The organism is Priestia sp. TRN 1309 (genome assembly GCF_050846875.1).
Classification (GTDB): domain Bacteria; phylum Bacillota; class Bacilli; order Bacillales; family Bacillaceae_H; genus Priestia; species Priestia zanthoxyli.
Genome location: NZ_JBOZGM010000001.1, coordinates 1,077,223 through 1,095,494, shown reverse-complemented (window position 1 = coordinate 1,095,494; position 18,272 = coordinate 1,077,223). Strand labels below are relative to the sequence as shown.

The window sequence follows — 18,272 nt, the reverse complement described above, 5'->3', positions numbered from 1 at the left end:
CGCTTCATGAGTTATCTTTTAGATGAATAAGTTTACGTTTCCGTCTTCTGCGTCGGCTAAATACGCCGCTACGCCCGCATATTCAATATTATCTAACAGTTCTTTTTCCTGTAACCCTAGAAGATCCATCGTCATCGTACAAGCCACTAGCTTCACATCTTGTTCTTGTGCCATTTCGATAAGCTGCGGTAGCGTTAGAGCATTATGCTTTTTCATTACGTTTTTAATCATTTTAGGTCCCATACCTGCAAAGTTCATTTTAGATAAGCCCATTTTATCCGCACCGCGCGGCATCATTTTGCCAAACATCTTTTCTAAAAATCCTTTTTTCACCGGCACCATTTCTTCTTTACGAAGCGCATTCAATCCCCAAAACGTATGGAATATTGTCACTTCATGGTCATAAGCAGCCGCTCCGTTGGCAATAATATAAGCTGCCATCGCTTTGTCATAATCACCGCTAAATAATACAATTGTTGTTCGTTTCTTTTGTTCAGTCATGTTGTTCCTCCTCTTACCCCATGGGGTATATTTAATTCCAAAAAAATTAGCCTTTTTGAATGTAAAAGATAAATGTACTGCCTTCTTCTTTAAAATCAATAAGCTCGTGTCCTGTTGATTTTGTCCAAGCTGTTAAATCACTTTTAGCACCTTTATCTGTCGTTTGCACTTCTAATACTTGACCTGTTGTTAAAGTATCCATTGCCTTTTTTGTTTTGACGATTGGCATTGGACAAGCTAATCCTTTTGCATCTAAAACTTGATCAATTTTCATCGTATTTATCTCTCCTTTTTATATACATATACCTGTAAGGGTATATTATACTAAATAATGATATTCGTCAACCTTAAACAAGGTGACAATTATTAACGACTTTTCACTAACAGCTGTACAGCTTCTTTCACTAAACCTTCCGTTGGCTCTCCTTGCTCCAGGCTTTCTCTGACGCACTGCTCAAGATTGTTGCTCACAATAACTCCCATTGTGCGATCAATGGCACTTCTTGCAGCAGATAATTGAGTCACGACGTCTCGGCAGTCTTTTCCTTGTTCCATCATGCTAAGCACGCCTTTTAACTGCCCTTCAATTCGGCGCATGCGATTTTTCACTTGTTGATTATACTCCATAATCGAATACCCCTTTCTTTCCTTTACTTTTACACGCTGCTAACTCATAGCTGCGTACTTTAAAACCTTTTTTTCGTAAGAACCGTACGCCTAAATTTAACTCCACTCTATTTTCGGCAATTACATGAACGCTGCCCTGTGGAATTTCTGAATAAAAGCGTTTGAGATACGCATACGGAATAACTATACTAATCGAATCATGAACTTCATGATAATGACGAATATCTACAACCGTTCGCCCAAGTTCTTTTGCTTCAGATTCCCGTATGCACTGTATTCCTTTAACAGGATAATAACGTCTGTATGCAATAAATGAAATAGCAAGCAACAATACTGCTATATAAAGCATAACAATCACCGCCTTGCTATCGAATTGATGTTGGTTACATACTCCATATTATACCCCTACAGGTATATTGTCAAGCGAGAAAATTATAGTTGATTTTGCTTATTTACATGGATCCTTTCATACGAGCCAATCCACTTTATACAGTTTAGGAATCATGAATGTTTTCTTTAACCTGCTTTATTGTGTGTACCCCCTACCCTATAGATCAAACATACTTTTCCGTTTTCATTCATCACCTGGGCTCATATAAATGACTAGAAAATAAGCTTACTGCGTCATTCACGTCTACACACAAAAGGTCCAGTTCCTAAGGAGAACCGGACCTTTTATGGTAAAAAGCTGATTAGCTTTGATGATAAATATTATGCCATTGATTCCATGAACTGTGTGGATGCTGCTGGTGCCACTGATTCCATGGCACATATGGATTTTGCTGGTGCCACTGATTCCACGTACCGTGCGGATACTGCTGATGCCACTGATTCCATGGTGTGTATGGATGTTGTTGATGCCATTGATTCCATGTGCCGTGCGGATACTGTTTGTGCCACTGCTCCCAAGGGACATGAGGATGTTGCTGATGCCATTGATTCCACGTGCCTTGAGGATGCTGGTGATGCCATTGTTCCCATGGAATATAATGTTGCTGTCCTTGATGCATGTTTCTTCAACTCCTTTTCCTTTGCCACATCATATGTTCATGTTGGGATTTAGAGCTTATCTATTTTAAAATATAGGCGTTTGATTAATTATAAATTAAATAACACTTTTGTTTTTATATAGTAATATTAATATAAAACATCCAGCAAGATTTCAGCTGGTTAAATGAACATAAGTAAAAGAAGCAGGTTTCTTATAAGAAATCTGCTTCTTTTTCCTGCTTTTATTGAGCTGGTTTTTTTCGACTTCTTTACACCAAAAGATGCCTATAGCTCTTTATTCGGAAGGAGATGGAAATCTTGCTGCTTCGAAATGCGACACATTTTCTGTTGTGACAATTGTGCCGTCAACATTACTTTCTGCGAAGACTTCAACTCGGTCTCCTTTTTCTAAATTATAAATAGTAGAGACAGATACCGCATTAACAAATACAGTGTTTCCTCCAAAGAAATCGTTATCAATCGCGATAACCGCCGTGCCATTGACACGAATTTCTACGCGTGCTCGATAATCGACAGTCGTATCATTAGGAAGAAATCCAATTGTAGCAACAAGAGAATATACGCCATCTTTTTTAGGACGAAAAACAGACGTAACGGGGTTGTATTCATTTGCTAAATCAAACTGTTTAAACTGATAAGAAACTTTTACAGACGTGTTTGCTGATACTGGCTGATTTGTAAGGTTAAGAGCACGAAATGCTGAGTCTCTTGTATTTCCTTGCTTGTCTTGTGGGCAAGAACTATGGTGATGTTTCTTAGAAGAATAAGATCTTTCTACATGATATTTATCATCTTTTTTAATCGTAATCATCCTTTCTTTGTGTGTCTATCTATTTTATTCATTCGCAGGAAAAATGCTTGGATGCTTGTCCTTTGACTCATAATTTTTAATAGAGGAGAGGAAACGATAGATTTCTGAATTTCCCACAAAAAAACACCTTCTCATTTGAGAAGGTGTTTTGCAATTAACCTACAATATTATAACCAGCGTCTACGTGTACGATTTCTCCTGTTACGCCGCGTGAAAGATGGCTCAGTAATACAACCGTCATGTCGCCAACTTCTGCTTGCGTTACGTTACGCTTAAGAGGTGCTTTTTCTTCAACTTTGTGAAGAATTTGGTTAAAGTCAGAAATGCCTTTTGCTGCAAGCGTACGAATTGGGCCTGCTGAAATCGCATTTACGCGGATGTTGTCTTTTCCTAAGTCTAATGCTAGGTATTTTACTGAAGACTCAAGTGCCGCTTTCGCTACGCCCATTACGTTATAGCCTTCAACTGCACGTTCTGCACCAAGATAGCTCATTGCTACAAGAGAACCGCCTTCTGTCATAAGAGGTTTTGCTGCTTTTGCTACAGCGATAAATGAATAAGCGCTTGTGTCTTGAGCAAATGCATATCCGCTTCTTGATGTATTAATGAACTCGCCGTTTAAATCTTCTGAGTGAGCAAACGCAACAGAGTGAATAACTCCGTGAACTGTACCTGCTTCTTCTCCGATTTTTTTGAACGCTGCTTCAATACTTTCGTCGCTGTTTACGTCACATTCAGCAATTAATGATGCTTGAATTTCATTTTTTTCTAAAAGCTTGTTCAATTTTCCTAGTGAACGTTCTTTACGGTATGTAAAAATTAAGTTTGCTCCTACTTGATGAAGGGCTTTTGCAACACCCCAAGCAATACTTCGGTCGTTGGCAACTCCCATAATAACGATGTTCTTGTTCTTTAATTGTAATAAATCTTCCATATTATCCTCCAAAAAAAATTAGTCATCAATGATGACTAATAGGTAATTGTATAGGTTTATTATAGCATAAAGATGCGCTTAGTTCCTAAGAGTCTTATGAATTATCCATTTTTGGTCTATAAATGACCTCTTACTTGTCCGAATTTTGCAGCCATGCTTGCGTTGTTTCAGCATATTTTGTGGCTGCAGGTGAAAGATGATAACGAGTTCATTCCTGACCATAACCGTTTGCTTATACCCTATATGTATAAAACTTTTTATCGAAAAAACGTAAAAAAGCGCCTCTCTCTCGTTCCTTACTAATTGAGAGACGGGCACTTTTTTATAAAACATGACTTGTTGCTTGTAAAAAGAACTGCGACTGTTCGTAGTTATACGTCACTTTTGAAAAGTCAAACGGCTGGCCATTCGCTAAGTGAAAAAGTGTTTCAATAAATAATTTAGGATCGCCTTCTTTTAATCCTAAGTACTTTGCTTCTTCTTCGTTCAGCTTGCCGACGTGAAGATATAGATCAGAAAACCCGATTTTTAAGCCAAGGCCTTCTTTAATGTAATGAAAAATAGACTGAGAAACAATTTCGTTATTTAAGTACGTAACGATGGATTTATTATAAAACGATTCTTCCAGACAAAGCGTCTGGCCGTTAATATACCGTACTCTTTTTACATAATAGACGTCGCTATTTTCTTCTATGTTTAAATTTAACGCCGCTTCTTGTGTCGGTTTCCGTACATCTAGCTCAATTACTTCCGACGTTAACTGAAAATCTTCAAGTTCACTTGTAAATCCTTGATTGGAAAGCAAGCCAATATATCCTTTTCGTTTATGACGACGGACAAAAATGCCGCTTCCTCTTACTTGAAAAACAACGCCTTTTTTCTCCAGCAGATCTAAGGCTTTTGTTACGGTGCTTTTGCTCGCCTTAAACTGTGCCATCAGCGTTTCTAATACCGGCAGCTTGTCTCCTTGCTGAAGCTTGTGTTCTTCAATATAGGTTTCAATTTCAATTGCAATTTGTTGGTATTTGATCATAGCTATACCTCTTTACTGATATTTGTCTCAAGAATAACACGATTATACCATAATCTAACTCCAACCCATAAACTTAAATTATTTATTGATTATTATTTTATTTGGGTATTGATAAATTGTATCGGTACAATTATACTGAAAGCGTATACTCAACAAGGGTGTTAACAATCACACCGGTTATTATCACACATTCAAGCGATTATCGAGAAGTAATCGTTGAAGATATTAAGAATAGCGGACTGAATCAAACATTATTTACCGTAGTGAAATAAGGAGGAACTAACAATGACAAAGATGCCAAAAGATTTTTTATGGGGCGGCGCATTAGCAGCTCATCAATTTGAAGGTGGATGGAATCAAGGCGGAAAAGGACCGAGCGTAGTAGACGTTATGACTGCAGGTGCGCACGGTGTACCGCGACAAATCACTGAAACAGTGGAAGATGATAAATTTTATCCAAATCACGAAGCGATTGATTTTTATCACCGCTACAAAGAAGATATCGCACTGTTTGCAGAAATGGGCTTAAAATGTTTGCGAACGTCTATCGGCTGGAGCCGTATTTTCCCTAAAGGCGATGAAGCTGAGCCAAACGAAGAAGGACTAAAATTCTACGACGATGTATTTGATGAACTGTTAAAGCACGGAATTGAACCGGTTATTACGCTGTCTCACTTTGAAATGCCTCTGCATTTAGCTCGAGAATACGGCGGATTTAGAAGCCGAAAAGTGGTAGATTGCTTTGTGAAATTCGCTGAAGTTTGTTTCGACCGCTACAAAGACAAAGTCACGTACTGGATGACGTTTAATGAAATCAACAATAAAATGGACGTAAACAATCCTCTATTTCTATGGACGAACTCAGGCGTTTCTGTAAAGCCTGGTGAAAATGCAAAAGAAGTGATGTATCAAGCGGGACATCATGAACTTTTAGCAAGCGCTCTTGCCGTATCAAAAGGAAAAGAAATTAATCCAGATTTCCAAATCGGAGCAATGGTGTCACATGTGCCAATTTATCCGTATTCTTCAAACCCTGAAGACGTGATGTTAGCAGAAGAAACAATGAGACAGCGCTACTTCTTCCCTGACGTTCAAGTTCGCGGCTATTACCCGAGCTACGCGTTAAAAGAATTTGAACGAGAAGGCTATCATATTCCGTTTGAAGAAGGCGACGAAGAAGTTTTACGAAACGGAAAAGTCGATTATTTAGGCTTCAGCTATTACATGTCCACAACGGTTAAAAGCGACGTTGAAGCTGATAACACGGGTGATATCGTAAACGGCGGCTTGCCAAACGGCGTAGCAAACCCTTATATCAAATCAAGCGATTGGGGCTGGTCGATCGATCCAACGGGCTTGCGCTATACGTTAAATCGTTTCTACGACCGCTATCAAATTCCGCTATTCATTGTAGAAAACGGATTTGGCGCCATCGATACGGTTGAAGCAGACGGTTCCATTCATGACGCATCGCGAATTGAATATTTAAAATCGCACATCGAAGCGTTAGAAAAAGCTGTAACGTACGATGGTGTTGATTTAATGGGCTACACGCCGTGGGGAATTATTGATATTGTTTCCTTTACAACAGGCGAAATGAAAAAACGATACGGGATGATTTATGTCGACCGTGACAACGAAGGAAACGGATCGATGAAACGCTACAAAAAAGATTCTTTTAACTGGTATAAACATGTGATTGAAACAAACGGTGAAGAACTGTAAGAAATCAGAAAAGCCGGGTACCTGCGTGAAGACACAGGAACCCGGCTTTTTTAAAACGTGTAAAAATAAATGCAAATACGTTATCTCGGTTTATCTACTAGCTGTGTTTGCGCAATTTCTGTTTGCTTAATTCCCGCTCGTTGAATTTCATCCGCAAACGATTCATGTTTCAGCGTTTTAATTACCTTTTCGCTTCCATCTCGAAGAGTATACACTCTAAATTCATACATACTCTGCCCTCTCCTTTAAGCTGTGATTGATGCGATACATTAGATGCGCTCCTGTTCAAAGCAACTCCTAATAGAGGTTACTTTTTACTCTTCTTTACTTTACCCACTTTTTAGGAAACTAGACAAAGAGATTTGCTCTGACGCGATAAAAGACACATAAAAAGCCTTTGCCGTAAGCAAAGACTTTTATCTATTGAATATTATTGTTCAAAGATGGTTCCTTTTTTGAACTTTGACTGTTTAAAAGCGAATTTCGTTAAAAGAATATACGCAACTCCTGCGACTACTACTCCTATAATCCAGCCTAAATCAACTTCAATAAACGCAGCGCCTGCACCGATGAGCATCGCAAGCATGGCGCACGGATTGTAGCCGGAAAACGGCCCTTTTTCTTGATACAATTCCTCTACATTCACTTTTTGCTTCCGTAAAATATAGTAATCGACTAGTAAAATAGAAACAATCGGCCCTAAAAAAGCAGAGTAAATCAAAATGAACAAACCAAGACCTGCAGCTGATGAATCTTGAACAAGCACCCAAGGGAACGAGCAAAAGGCAAGCAGCCCGGTAATCGTAACCGCTACTTTATAGTTTGCTTTTGTCAGCAGCGTAATGACATACGTAGGCGGAATAATGTTTGCCACCATGTTTACGGCAATCACGCCAATCACAATAAATGCTGATACAGCAACAGTGATATACGAATTATCGACTACAACCGCGAACGCTTTAACTGGATTGGAAATACCCGTAGCAGAAGCAAGCATTGCTCCGATTGTCAGAACGAATCCGTAGGCTACTAGAATCGGTGTAAAGTATAAAAATCCGCGCTTCTTGTCGCTAATGCCTGGCTTTAGCTCTCTGGAGTAATCGGCTGCGCTTAGAAAAATCGCCGCATAATTACCCATAAACATCATAATGAAAGAAAAGAACGGAAGTCCCCACGAGCCTTTTGTATGTACCCACTTCTCCCCTACTACTTCACTATGAGACGTTAAAAGAACACCAAATACATACACAAGACCAAGCAATATAATGATTGACGCAAGCATCTCTACCCATTTAACCGCGTGGAAGCTGTACAGCGAAAGAACAATTTGCAGCAGTTGAATGATAATAAAACAAAGAACAAGATTGTCAAAAGACCCTTTGCTCACAATTTTACCAATTTCGTTTAAAGCTGTACCGCCTGTCCAGCTTTGGAAACCATACCAAATGATAGCTGGAATACCTCGTAAAAGAGACGATATAACGGAGCCTTTTATGCCAAAAGACATTCGAAGCTGCATCACATACGGTATACCCGTCTTATAGCCAATTCGATCGTTTAACACAAAAAAAGTAGAAATAATACCAATAGCAATAATGGCTGCCACAAACGTTTGAAAAAGATTTAATACCGCTGTACCCGCAATTACTAAGCTCGCACCAAGCGTCATATTTCCTAAATTAACGCCGTCTCCAATCCACATAAACATATAGGACAGCGGAGTTAGCTTTCGATCACTTTCCGCTTTTGGCTTTAGCGACGGATCAAGACCCCTATCTTGATGAGAATGTACCTCTTCTATAACGGTACTTGTTGCATTTGTAGACACTATACACTCAACTCCTTTTTTATGGTGCTTACACGTCCTAACCTAACATCAAATGTAAGTTAACTTAACATGTACATAGTGTATACGAATTGCAGTGTAAGTTCATCATTATTTATGTGAATTTTCTGATATTAATTTGTGCAACTTGACTAATTGTTGACCTCAGTTCGTAACAAACAAAAGTTGATAACAAAAAATCCAAGCGCTTACAATAAGCGCTTGGATGAGTCACTCAGTATTTATTTTTCACAGGCAATGTAGTCTTTATCTCGATCTAGCTTTGTATTGGCATCATACAATGCTTTTGATACGTACGGCTTGTACTTTGTTTTGCCGCCTTTATTTTTCACATTAGCCGCACGAGCTACGCCGCCTTTGTAGTCTTTGTTTAATTCGGTACAGTTTTTGTAAGATTTAGCTGCCGCATCTACGTTTGAAACCGTGCCAAAAGATACGCTTGTTAATAAACCGAAAGATAGAACAATTGGAAAAATCTTTTTCATAACAGATACTTCCTTCCTATATTTTGTCTCATTAATAATAGAATGTTCTATCAATCTTTTCAATCTTTTTTTTACATTTAAACTACTATTATCCAATTTTTTTATTTATAAGTAGCTTTAAGAGCCTTGACCGCTTGTTTAGCCGCTTCTGCAATCAGTTTATCATGATACTCCGCATCTTTTTCCGTACGATCGGAAAGGATCGCAAGAACAATTGGATCTCCATTTGGCGGCCAAAGAATGGCAATATCATTTCGCGTCGCGTAGGAGCCTGCGCCTGTCTTATCGGCTACTTCCCAGCTTTTTGGCACGCCCGCTCGTATCAAGGCATCCCCTGTCGTATTTCGTTTCATCCAATCCGTTAAAAGTGCACGTTTGTCTTCAGGAAGTGCCTGTCCAAGTACATACGTTTGAAGACTTGAAGCAAGTGCTCTTGCTGTACTTGTATCGTGGGTTTCTCCTGGATTCACTTCATTTAAATCCGGCTCAAACCGCTCAGGCAGCGTTACATCGTCTCCTATGTTTTCTAAAGCTTCTTTAAATCCGTCCGGTCCGCCCAGCTGCTGCAGAATTAAATTCCCTGCCGTATTGTCGCTGTAGCGAAGCGATGCATCCGCGAGTTCTTTAAGAGTCATGCCTGTATCCACGTGTTTTTCTGTAATAGGGTTATAGTTCACAAGGTCATCGCGCGTATAAAAGATTCGCTCGTTGAGATCTTCAATTGATTTCTGCTGTAAAAGTGCACCGACAGCAAGCGCTTTATGAGTAGACGTATAAGCAAAACGCTCGTCCGGGTGATACGTTACCGTTTTATTTGTACCGGTATCTAATGCATAAATGCCAAGATTCGCATCATATTTTTCTTCAAGCTTAGCAAACTCTCGATCACTTTTAGTTTCTTGTTTTTGACACTTCACCGTTTCAGCCTGTACTCCGCTGCTTGAAAAGCCTACAACCGCCGCGCATGATAGAGCCAGTGCAGGCATCATTTTTTTAAGCTTTGAAGTGTAAAACATCTCTTTCCATCTCTTCATTACCTTTCAACACCTTTCCAAAAAGTATTTAGTATGTAGTCTCTTAGGTAGAGATTACCAACAATTCTATTTTATCAATTGTTTACTCTCACAAACATGATAGTTTTATCACATTTATATAATAAAGTACCCGATAATGAAGAATAACTAGCATACCACCTATTAATAAATTTAAAATACCGGCGGCGTAACGGAAAATAAAATAACGGCTTTCTCATCAAACGGATTGTCCCATTTGTGCTTAAGATGCGAAGGGATTTTGACGCTATCTTCTTTTTCTAGCACGTATACTTCCTCGTCCAAATACACTTTAATTTTTCCTTCTAAAACGTATGCCACTTCCTCCCCTTTATGTGCTAAAGGAGTTTCAGATGAAGACATCATGGGAGGGACTTCCATAATCGCCGTAGCTAGATTTCCAGTAAAATCTGGTGATACTAGCGAATACGTTAACTCTTTTACCTTCATCGTTTTACGCTCGTTTGACCGTACGACTAAATGAGAGGTATTTATGTCTTCAAGCAAAAAGCTAAAAGTAGGCACGTCGAGGCATTTAGCTAAAATCTTAAGCGTTGAAATAGATGGATTAGCTAACCCTCGTTCAATTTGACTTAGCATAGACGGCGTGATATCCGCTAATTTTGCTAATTCACGACTGCTTAGTCCCTTTTCTTTTCGAAATTTCTCTACTTTTTTTCCAATATCTATGTTTTCCATGATGATTCCTCCGTAAAAGATGTTTAATTATATTTAATTTTATTAAATTAAACTTAATAAACTGAGTTAAGTGTGTTAAATTATATTTAATAAACTGAGTTAAGTGTGTTAAATTATATTTAATAAATAAAGTATATTTTAATTTTATCACAGCGAGGAGGAAGAAAAAAATGAATGACATCTTGACCTTTTTGGTTCTTACATTGTTTGTTATTATGAGCCCTGGTATCGATACCGCCCTTATCACGAAACGAACGATGGCAGACGGACAAACGGGCGGCTATAAAATGGCTTTAGGATTAGCGAGCGGCTCCTTAGTTCATACGCTCGCCGCCACGTTTGGCTTATCGGCTCTTCTCCTTCAGTCAGCTCTGGCATTTGAAATCGTAAAATACGCAGGAGCCCTTTACTTAATGTACTTAGGCATCTCTGCCTTCCTTTCTAAAAAAAGCAATGCATCTTCTTCTGAAAAAGAGGAGCAGTCAAAAGAAACATCCGCTTTTCGTCAAGGCCTTGTCTCAAATGTTCTTAATCCAAAAGTAGCGGTGTTTTTCTTAACTTTTTTACCTCAATTTGTTCAAACTGATCAAAACGTAACGCTTCAATTGCTTCTTATGGGAATAACGTATACGATCCTTGCGATCACGTGGTTTTTCGTATTCGTCTTTTTTATTAACTATTTACGAAAATGGCTTACAACACCTAGCGTGCAGCGCTTTATGGATAAAGCAACGGGCGTCGTGTTAATCGGATTTGGATTAAAGCTCGCTTTTGAAAAACATAAATAACAAAAGTATGTTAGTTGAAGAAAGTTCCGAATGAGTTTGATTTTTGATGGAGAATCAAACTCATTCGGATTTTTTTATTAGTAGGGTAAATGCAGGTGCTTCTAGCTGGTGATTGAAGGGCAAGGCGAAGACTCATGCAGGAAAAGCGGAATAGATGAGACCCCGCAGGAGCGCAAGCGACGAGGAGGCTCAGCGGCCGCCTGCGGAAAGCGAAGTCTTGCACGGAAATCAACAGGCGTGTAACAAGCAATTCATACTCAATCATTTATCTCAATTGTTATTTATGCACGTCAGGTTCATAGAGATAGACTTTAAGATCAAGTCTTCCATCCGAAGAAACGAGTATTCCTTCCGCTTCGAGTGAAAGTTTTTGGACAACATGCATTTCTTCATCTTTAAATCCAATTTCTCCTTTGGAATTGATGACTCGGTGCCAGGGAAGATTATGTTTCTTACTCATTGAGTGCAGTACTCGTACAACTTGTCTTGCACCTCGAGGGCTTCCAGCCAGGCGGGCAATTTGTCCGTATGTCATGACTTTCCCGCGAGGAATTTGTTTAATAAGGGCTACTGCTCGCTCTGTAAAACTCATGCTGTCCCTCCTTTTATTGTTTAGTACAACATTACCATAATTAATAAACCGTGAAGTAATCACTCGATTTTTCTTCAGCAACATTATAAGATAATACATAAGAAGTACGCTCATCATTGTGCAACATTCTTCAGGTAAATGCTTGTATTTCCTATTCTTCAACTAGCAAATCTTTGCGCGAGTGGCAGCTTATCCCTTATTTATGACACTATGATTATAAAAACGTTACAGAAATCAACACAGCAAAGTACGTAGAAGCGTTACATGATAAGATAAACAGTAGATACTAGTACAATTTCAAATTGATGCTGACGAATAAGTAATCATTTAAAAAGTGGTGAGAAAATGACAAAATGGCTTAGTGTAAAAGAATTATCTGAAGAAACGAGTATTCCTACTTCAACTATCAGAAGATACATAGATAAATTCGAAGATTTCTTTATACAAAAAGAAGATCATCGACCAAAACAATATGAAGCTGCAGCTGCGACCGTTTTACTGAAAATTAAGCAGCTTTATGATGAAGGCTGTCAAGCAGAAGAAATCAATGAAGCGCTGCAAAAAGAATTCTCTTTGACTACAAGCGAGGATCAAGCTGCCGTGTCTCTAGACGAAGACAAAGAGGACACAGCAGAAGCAGCTGACCAGCCCGAGGCCGATGACCAGCAGCCGACACCTCCCGAACAGCCGGTACAGCCTTCACCCCAACAAGAGCCTGATACAAAACAAATTCTTCAGGAAAAAGATAAGCAGCTTATTCAATCTTTGCGTAAAAGTCTGCGTGAACAGCAGGCCATTTCAGAATTAGTAGAAGCTTCAAAAGAAAGCAGCGTAGTAGGTAAAAAGAGATCGATTTTAAAACGATTATTCCAACGAAAAAAGGACTAAGTTTGTAAACAAGCCTAGGCCATGAAGCATCTTTATTTCTGATCATTAAATTTATGTAAAACAAAGTTTCTAAACTGTTTAACAGCCGGTGATAGATATCTTCCTTCCATCCATGCTAGTCCAATGACTCGGTGGCAGTTGGCCTTAGCTAATGGGATTTTCACTATTTTGCTTTGATCGATTCCGTGTAAATCTGGAAGGATAGAAATTCCTAAGCCGGCTCCTACTAGTCCCGCTACGGTATCAGCTTCCTCTCCTTCAAACATGATGTGAGGCATTCTTCCTGACTCTTCAAATAACTGCTCAAACGTAAGACGAAGAGAAAAGCCTTCTTTTAAGTGAATAAATGATTCCTCAGCAATTTCTTCTAGTGCAATACATTCACGATCAGCATACCGGTGATTTTTCGGTACGATTACAAACAGCTCTTCACTCCAAAGATGCTGCCATTTAATGAACGATTTCTCTTCCATCGGCGCAATCAAACAAAGATCCAGTTCGCCGAGCTCCAGCTGTTCAAGAAGCACGTGCGAAGGACTTTGCCTCAGCTGAAAATTCACCTTAGGATATAAACTGCGAAACGAAGCGATTAAATCTGGAATCAAATCCGTGCTGAGCGTATGTAAAAATCCAAGTGACACCTGCCCTTTTTCAGGATCTAGCAGCGCTTGAATTTCCTCTTGTCCTTTATCAAATTCTTTCATTATGTTATCTACACGCTTTAAAAAAACTTTACCATATTGATTTAATATAATGGAACGTCCTTGCCGGTCAAATAGCGGTGCTCCTACTTCCTCTTCAAAACGAGCGATTGAACGACTGAGCGCAGGCTGCGTAATTAACAGCTCTTCTGCGGCGCGCGTCATATGCTGCGTACGTGCTAGCGTTTGAAAATATTTAAACTGCTGCCATTCCACTTTGTACCATCTCCTTATCAAGCGGCTCCACTCATTACATAGATGTATGAAAAATATGATTATAATGAATTATACATTATAAATAGCAGGTGTTACGATAAAAAACGGAAACATACTCGAGGATGTTTTTAGTTTCTTTTAACGACTGCTGTATACAGCTCCTACAAAATTTTATGATCATCATTTTCTAGCAGAAAGAAGGATTTGTCCTGAAACGTAAGGGGATTATTAAAAAGCTAACTAAGATATCATAGTAACTACACAGCAAAAAGACCCTTCTATCACACTAAAAGAAAGGTCTTTTTTGAGAATCTAAAACACATTTTTTCTTGTATGTACCCCTTAAAGTAGACTTTTTTAGAGTTTAACCCGTTCTACTAACTGCAGCAATTCATCATTAGGTCCGTGAAATAAAATCATCCGTCCGCCTTCAAGCGTTGGCTGAGGCTCAGATGATAAAAATTCAATTCCTTTGCTCTTATAATGTTGAATCGCCTTATTTATATCCTCTACCGTAAAGGCAAGATGGTTAACAATCCCGCTTTTGGTATACTCGCCAATCGGATCAATATCTCGAATGAGCTCAATTTCAATACCCGGCTGTTCTTCAAGATACAAAAAAGCCATCTCTCTTTTTTCGGTAGAGCCTTGAAGGCGAACTTTAAAGCCAAACATATCTCCGTAGTAGTGAATCGTCTCATCCATATTTCCAACAATAATTGCTGTATGCTCCATTTTCTTAATCATTCATCTTCTCCCTTTCCCCATGTTTAGTAAGTACAAGTAAACTATACAACAATTTAGGCAATATGTATTTACATATAGTAAGGGAATTCAAGCACTCTATCAATGAGTCGGCTTTGAGTTGAAAAATAACAAACAAAAAAACAAACCCCATTGGTTTGTTTTGGTTACATAATTATAGTTAAACTCTGTTTCAACAACGTTCGATAAGCCATGTTTTGTACCTTTGTACTGCAAACGATTTTAATCTCGTACTCAGGCGGTAATCATCTATCTACGATTACGCATGTAACCGTCCGTCTCTCCGTTAAATTCCTTCAAGACAGTTCCCCTACCATTGTTTGGGTTTCTCGCTCGTGGGGTTTACCGCGTTCCACCTTTGCTGTTTCCAGCAAAGCTTCGTCACTGTGGCACTTTCAGGGATACTCGACCATATCCGAGGACTTAGGTGGTTTTTCCCGCCGTCAGCTAAGCTATAAGCCAAGCTGCCCTAGCTTATTTTTTCACTAGGCACGAACACTACGGGCATCTCAGCACCGTGCGAGCATGGACTTTCCTCTACATCAAATGATGCAGCGATTACCTGAACGTTATTTCAGATCGTGTATGAGTAGTATATGCGTTTTAATAAGCCAAATCAAATGTAACTTTTGGAACGGATTCCAATTCAATTTTTACAGCAAATTAAATAAAATAACTTGTTTCTGTACACTCTTTTTAGTAGATGAATCACCCGCAAATTCAAGAAATATTCTCTTCATCCATTTCTACGAGGGATACTTTGTTTCTTTGTAGAATATTCTATACACCACACAAAAAGATGACAGAGGTGATGAAACATGAACGCTGAGTTAAAATTTGATTTTCATACCCATCACGACCGATGCGGACATGCTCGCGGAACGATTCGCGATTATATAGAAGCGTCTATTGATAAAGGCCTTGATATCATTGGGATTTCGGATCATTCTCCTTATTTTGCGAGCAAAGAAGACCAGCCGTTTCCTCATATTGCGATGGGAAAAAGCGCATTCTCCGGATATGTAGCTGAGATTTTGAAACTAAAAGAAGAATATAAAGAGAAAATTGAAGTGCTGTTAGGCGTGGAGTCTGATTTCTTTCCCGAGCATGCGGAAATATATCAAAGCTACTATAAAAAATATCCGTTTGACTACATAATCGGCTCTGTCCATCAAGTTGATGAAATCAGTATCTTTCATAAAACGCGTTGGGAAGGACTTTCTCAAAAAGAAAAACAACGCACGAAAGAAACGTATTATCAATTGATCGAAGAGTCCGCCCGAAGCAGAATGTTTCAGATTCTTGGCCATATTGATGCCATGAAAGGATTCTATCCCTCCTTTTCTTCTATCGAGACAGCTGTAATCGATCAGACGCTAAAAGTGATTTCGGCACATGACATTGCTATAGAAGTGAATACATCAGGCAAAACCAAAGACTGCGGAGGCTGGTATCCTGCAGACGATATTTTAGAAAGAGCCCTGCACTACGGGGTACACATTACATTTGGTTCCGATGCTCATGATCCGGAGCGTATTGGCGACGACTTTGAATTGGTAAAAAAGCGTCTTAAAGAAATCGGATTTACAGATTGGGTCTTCTTTAGACAGAAAAAAATGCAGGTGGCATCTTTGTAAAACGGTGAACTTAAATAGACTGTAAATACAAATATGCCTGAAGACACGCAGATGAAGGACATCGCGTATTTTCAGGCATGTGTTTTTTTACTGAGAAACTTTGACTTTTGTAGCTGAAGATAAATTTTCTCCGTTCGTTTCAATTACTTGTTGTTTAGGCACCATTTTTCCCTCGTCTTGACCTACCCTTATAGTCCCTCTACCATCTCGAACACTACTAAATTCCTACATAAAATATCCACATTTCATTTCAACTGTGCTACATTTAACTAAAAATGCTTTCTTAATGAGGGATACAATTGTGAATTTAGATTTAACAGCTTATATAACGCTTATCTGTACGTCCGGTGTTCTTAATCTATACTTATGTTTTTACGTATTTATTAAGCGTCACCACTACGCTAACATTGCCCATTTATTTATTCTTCATACAGGCTTCACCTCTATTTATTGTATGGGTGCGGCGTTTAGCTTACTATCCGTTAACCTCGGAGAAATGAAATTTTGGACCGCTATTCAATACGTGGGCATGCCTTTTTCGCCTCCTGCAGGACTGCTGTTTGTTATGCAGTATGTCGGCATAAAAGTAAGGAAAAAACATATTTTCACCCTTTTTATCATTCCTTTTATTAGTTTGATTATGGTCGCAACAAATGACTGGCATCACCTTCATTACCGCGTGTTTGAAATTGATCCCGTTCTAGGTGCTCCTTACGTTCATCAAGAAATTGGACCATGGTACACAATTCACGGCATGTTCATCTTTTCGTCTATGTTCGTTGCTTTTTTGCTAGCCGTTTACCGCTGGAAAGAAACAGCCAAAGCTTACCGCCTGCAGTTAATTTCATTAATGGTCGGTCAATTAGTCCCTATCGTCACAGCTTTTATCTATTTAATGGGCTTTACGCCGCAGGGAATTGATCCAGTTCCGATGGTTTTATGGGTCTCTTCATTTTTATATTTATGGTCCATCAATTCATCGCGTATGTTTACAGTCATGCCTGTTGCGAAAGACGCGATATTTAACAGCATCAATGACGGCGTTGTCGTGCTCGATGAAAGCTACAGATTAATTGAATTTAACTTAGCGTCTAAAAACATGTTTCCGCAGCTAAAAAAGTCGATGCTTGGAAAACATTTTGCTGATATTTGGGTGACGCTGTCCGGCCGTTCGTTTCCTTTTGCATTAGAAAATGCAAAAAGCAGTCATGAACTGGAGCTTTTTTCTGAAGATCAATCTTCGTATACGTATCAAGTTCGCACTTCTCCTTTGCAGTATGCTAACAACAGTCACGGCTTGCTGCTTATTTTTACAGATATCACGGAGCTAAAAAGACTTCAGCTAAAGCTTGAAAATCAAGCTTATTACGATGAGCTGACGCAAATCTATAATCGTCGGGCATTTTTTCAGCACAGCAAGCAAGCGTTCGATGAAGCAAAAAAGTCCGCATCTTCTTTTACACTTCTTTTACTTGATATTGATTATTTTAAAAAAGTGAACGACACGTATGGTCATTATGCCGGCGATCAGGTGCTTGTACATGTCGTAAAAGCCTGCGAGTCCGCATTGCCGCAAGGAGCCCTTTTTGCTCGGTACGGCGGTGAAGAATTTGTACTCGCGCTAAAGGGCCATACTTTATCTGAAGGCGAAACGCTTGCTGACCAAATTCGCCGTCACGTCGAGACTCAGCCCTTACTGATTAATGAAACAACCATTTCTGTTACGCTAAGTCTTGGAGTAGCACAAGCGGAAAAACAAGAAAATGAAACGTTAGATGAGCTGTTGAATAAAGCAGATATCGCCCTGTACGCTGCCAAACAACATGGACGCAACCAAGTACGTGTATATAAAGAAATAAAAGAAATCTTAGAAAGAACCTAAACAGCACTGTTTCGGTTCTTTTTTCTTTTGAGTACTATTCTTTCATTTATCAAGTAAAAGTGCTAAAAGACTTGATTTT

General features: G+C 39.1%; 23 protein-coding genes and 1 other RNA gene. 7 read left to right on the top strand and 17 right to left on the bottom strand.

Translation table 11 applies throughout. The annotated features are described in order from the left end of the window. Positions 1 to 18: 18 nt before the first annotated feature. The 8 genes from ACRPLQ_RS05930 to ACRPLQ_RS05895 all read right to left on the bottom strand — a co-directional run bounded on the left by ACRPLQ_RS05930 (position 19) and on the right by ACRPLQ_RS05895 (position 4,917). Positions 19 to 501 carry a DsrE/DsrF/DrsH-like family protein gene (locus ACRPLQ_RS05930; RefSeq protein ID WP_013058040.1) on the bottom strand — a complete coding sequence of 161 codons (483 nt, stop codon included), beginning with the start codon at positions 499 to 501 and terminating at the stop codon, positions 19 to 21. Positions 502 to 547: 46 nt separating this feature from the next. Further along, the gene (locus tag ACRPLQ_RS05925; RefSeq protein ID WP_045290688.1) at positions 548 to 775 is read right to left on the bottom strand and encodes a sulfurtransferase TusA family protein; all 228 of its coding nucleotides are present in this window, start codon (positions 773 to 775) and stop codon (positions 548 to 550) included. Between the two features lie 92 nt (positions 776 to 867). Beyond that, complete coding sequence (locus tag ACRPLQ_RS05920) at positions 868 to 1,128, bottom strand: metal-sensitive transcriptional regulator (RefSeq protein ID WP_165636448.1); 261 nt, start codon at positions 1,126 to 1,128, stop codon at positions 868 to 870. Then, positions 1,118 to 1,477, bottom strand: coding sequence for a sulfurtransferase (locus ACRPLQ_RS05915; RefSeq protein WP_432235790.1), 360 nt, complete (start codon positions 1,475 to 1,477; stop codon positions 1,118 to 1,120). The genes ACRPLQ_RS05920 and ACRPLQ_RS05915 overlap by 11 nt, the downstream gene beginning before the upstream one ends. A 343-nt stretch (positions 1,478 to 1,820) precedes the next feature. Further along, complete coding sequence (locus ACRPLQ_RS05910; RefSeq protein ID WP_028409369.1) at positions 1,821 to 2,138, bottom strand: hypothetical protein; 318 nt, start codon at positions 2,136 to 2,138, stop codon at positions 1,821 to 1,823. 275 nt (positions 2,139 to 2,413) lie between these two features. Continuing rightward, positions 2,414 to 2,950: a hypothetical protein gene (locus ACRPLQ_RS05905; protein ID WP_028414571.1), complete on the bottom strand. Its 537-nt coding sequence runs from the start codon at positions 2,948 to 2,950 to the stop codon at positions 2,414 to 2,416. A 154-nt stretch (positions 2,951 to 3,104) separates the two neighbouring features. Beyond that, positions 3,105 to 3,884 (bottom strand): enoyl-ACP reductase FabI, encoded by a 780-nt coding sequence (gene fabI, locus ACRPLQ_RS05900; protein ID WP_014459159.1) that lies wholly within the window; start codon positions 3,882 to 3,884, stop codon positions 3,105 to 3,107. A gap of 322 nt (positions 3,885 to 4,206) precedes the next feature. Continuing rightward, positions 4,207 to 4,917: a GntR family transcriptional regulator gene (locus tag ACRPLQ_RS05895; RefSeq protein ID WP_033580274.1), complete on the bottom strand. Its 711-nt coding sequence runs from the start codon at positions 4,915 to 4,917 to the stop codon at positions 4,207 to 4,209. Positions 4,918 to 5,033: 116 nt separating this feature from the next. Here ACRPLQ_RS05895 and ACRPLQ_RS05890 point away from each other — a divergent pair, with 116 nt between their 5' ends. Both ACRPLQ_RS05890 and bglA read left to right on the top strand, forming a co-directional pair. Further along, positions 5,034 to 5,189: a hypothetical protein gene (locus ACRPLQ_RS05890; RefSeq protein ID WP_230624690.1), complete on the top strand. Its 156-nt coding sequence runs from the start codon at positions 5,034 to 5,036 to the stop codon at positions 5,187 to 5,189. 13 nt (positions 5,190 to 5,202) lie between these two features. Continuing rightward, on the top strand, positions 5,203 to 6,642 hold the full coding sequence (gene bglA / locus ACRPLQ_RS05885; protein WP_432235789.1) for a 6-phospho-beta-glucosidase BglA: 1,440 nt from the start codon (positions 5,203 to 5,205) through the stop codon (positions 6,640 to 6,642). 80 nt (positions 6,643 to 6,722) lie between these two features. Here the strand turns inward: bglA and ACRPLQ_RS05880 are convergent, their stop codons facing one another. From ACRPLQ_RS05880 to ACRPLQ_RS05860, 5 genes are all read right to left on the bottom strand, one after another. Beyond that, positions 6,723 to 6,872 (bottom strand): hypothetical protein, encoded by a 150-nt coding sequence (locus tag ACRPLQ_RS05880; RefSeq protein WP_013058052.1) that lies wholly within the window; start codon positions 6,870 to 6,872, stop codon positions 6,723 to 6,725. Positions 6,873 to 7,072: 200 nt separating this feature from the next. Beyond that, positions 7,073 to 8,470 carry an NCS1 family transporter gene (locus tag ACRPLQ_RS05875; protein ID WP_034263876.1) on the bottom strand — a complete coding sequence of 466 codons (1,398 nt, stop codon included), beginning with the start codon at positions 8,468 to 8,470 and terminating at the stop codon, positions 7,073 to 7,075. 239 nt (positions 8,471 to 8,709) lie between these two features. Next, entirely contained in the window at positions 8,710 to 8,973 is a 264-nt protein-coding gene (locus tag ACRPLQ_RS05870; protein WP_033580271.1) for an excalibur calcium-binding domain-containing protein, read from the bottom strand. A 101-nt stretch (positions 8,974 to 9,074) separates the two neighbouring features. After that, on the bottom strand, positions 9,075 to 10,007 hold the full coding sequence (gene bla / locus ACRPLQ_RS05865) for a class A beta-lactamase (RefSeq protein ID WP_033580270.1): 933 nt from the start codon (positions 10,005 to 10,007) through the stop codon (positions 9,075 to 9,077). Between the two features lie 171 nt (positions 10,008 to 10,178). Next, the gene (locus ACRPLQ_RS05860; protein ID WP_033580269.1) at positions 10,179 to 10,724 is read right to left on the bottom strand and encodes a helix-turn-helix domain-containing protein; all 546 of its coding nucleotides are present in this window, start codon (positions 10,722 to 10,724) and stop codon (positions 10,179 to 10,181) included. A 170-nt stretch (positions 10,725 to 10,894) separates the two neighbouring features. Here ACRPLQ_RS05860 and ACRPLQ_RS05855 point away from each other — a divergent pair, with 170 nt between their 5' ends. Both ACRPLQ_RS05855 and ACRPLQ_RS05850 read left to right on the top strand, forming a co-directional pair. Further along, the gene (locus tag ACRPLQ_RS05855) at positions 10,895 to 11,512 is read left to right on the top strand and encodes a LysE family translocator (protein WP_047750410.1); all 618 of its coding nucleotides are present in this window, start codon (positions 10,895 to 10,897) and stop codon (positions 11,510 to 11,512) included. Positions 11,513 to 11,620: 108 nt separating this feature from the next. Beyond that, on the top strand, positions 11,621 to 11,755 hold the full coding sequence (locus tag ACRPLQ_RS05850; RefSeq protein WP_260506398.1) for a hypothetical protein: 135 nt from the start codon (positions 11,621 to 11,623) through the stop codon (positions 11,753 to 11,755). 34 nt (positions 11,756 to 11,789) lie between these two features. Here ACRPLQ_RS05850 and ACRPLQ_RS05845 read toward each other — a convergent pair whose 3' ends face one another. Beyond that, a complete protein-coding gene (locus ACRPLQ_RS05845; protein ID WP_034263833.1) occupies positions 11,790 to 12,104 on the bottom strand; it encodes an MGMT family protein in 315 nt (104 codons plus the stop codon). Between the two features lie 345 nt (positions 12,105 to 12,449). On the opposite strand from ACRPLQ_RS05845, the gene ACRPLQ_RS05840 reads away from it, so the two are divergent. Beyond that, positions 12,450 to 12,992 (top strand): MerR family transcriptional regulator, encoded by a 543-nt coding sequence (locus tag ACRPLQ_RS05840; RefSeq protein ID WP_063247429.1) that lies wholly within the window; start codon positions 12,450 to 12,452, stop codon positions 12,990 to 12,992. Between the two features lie 32 nt (positions 12,993 to 13,024). Here ACRPLQ_RS05840 and ACRPLQ_RS05835 read toward each other — a convergent pair whose 3' ends face one another. The 3 genes from ACRPLQ_RS05835 to rnpB all read right to left on the bottom strand — a co-directional run bounded on the left by ACRPLQ_RS05835 (position 13,025) and on the right by rnpB (position 15,244). Then, entirely contained in the window at positions 13,025 to 13,909 is an 885-nt protein-coding gene (locus tag ACRPLQ_RS05835; RefSeq protein ID WP_034263829.1) for a LysR family transcriptional regulator, read from the bottom strand. Positions 13,910 to 14,266: 357 nt separating this feature from the next. Next, positions 14,267 to 14,656 carry a VOC family protein gene (locus ACRPLQ_RS05830; protein ID WP_182029763.1) on the bottom strand — a complete coding sequence of 130 codons (390 nt, stop codon included), beginning with the start codon at positions 14,654 to 14,656 and terminating at the stop codon, positions 14,267 to 14,269. Positions 14,657 to 14,855: 199 nt separating this feature from the next. Beyond that, positions 14,856 to 15,244, bottom strand: an RNA gene (gene rnpB / locus ACRPLQ_RS05825) — RNase P RNA component class B. A 248-nt stretch (positions 15,245 to 15,492) separates the two neighbouring features. Between rnpB and ACRPLQ_RS05820 the strand changes: the two genes are divergently transcribed. Then, entirely contained in the window at positions 15,493 to 16,311 is an 819-nt protein-coding gene (locus ACRPLQ_RS05820) for a histidinol-phosphatase (protein WP_432235788.1), read from the top strand. Between the two features lie 301 nt (positions 16,312 to 16,612). After that, positions 16,613 to 18,193, top strand: coding sequence for a sensor domain-containing diguanylate cyclase (locus tag ACRPLQ_RS05815; protein WP_367077926.1), 1,581 nt, complete (start codon positions 16,613 to 16,615; stop codon positions 18,191 to 18,193). Positions 18,194 to 18,272 lie beyond the last annotated feature (79 nt).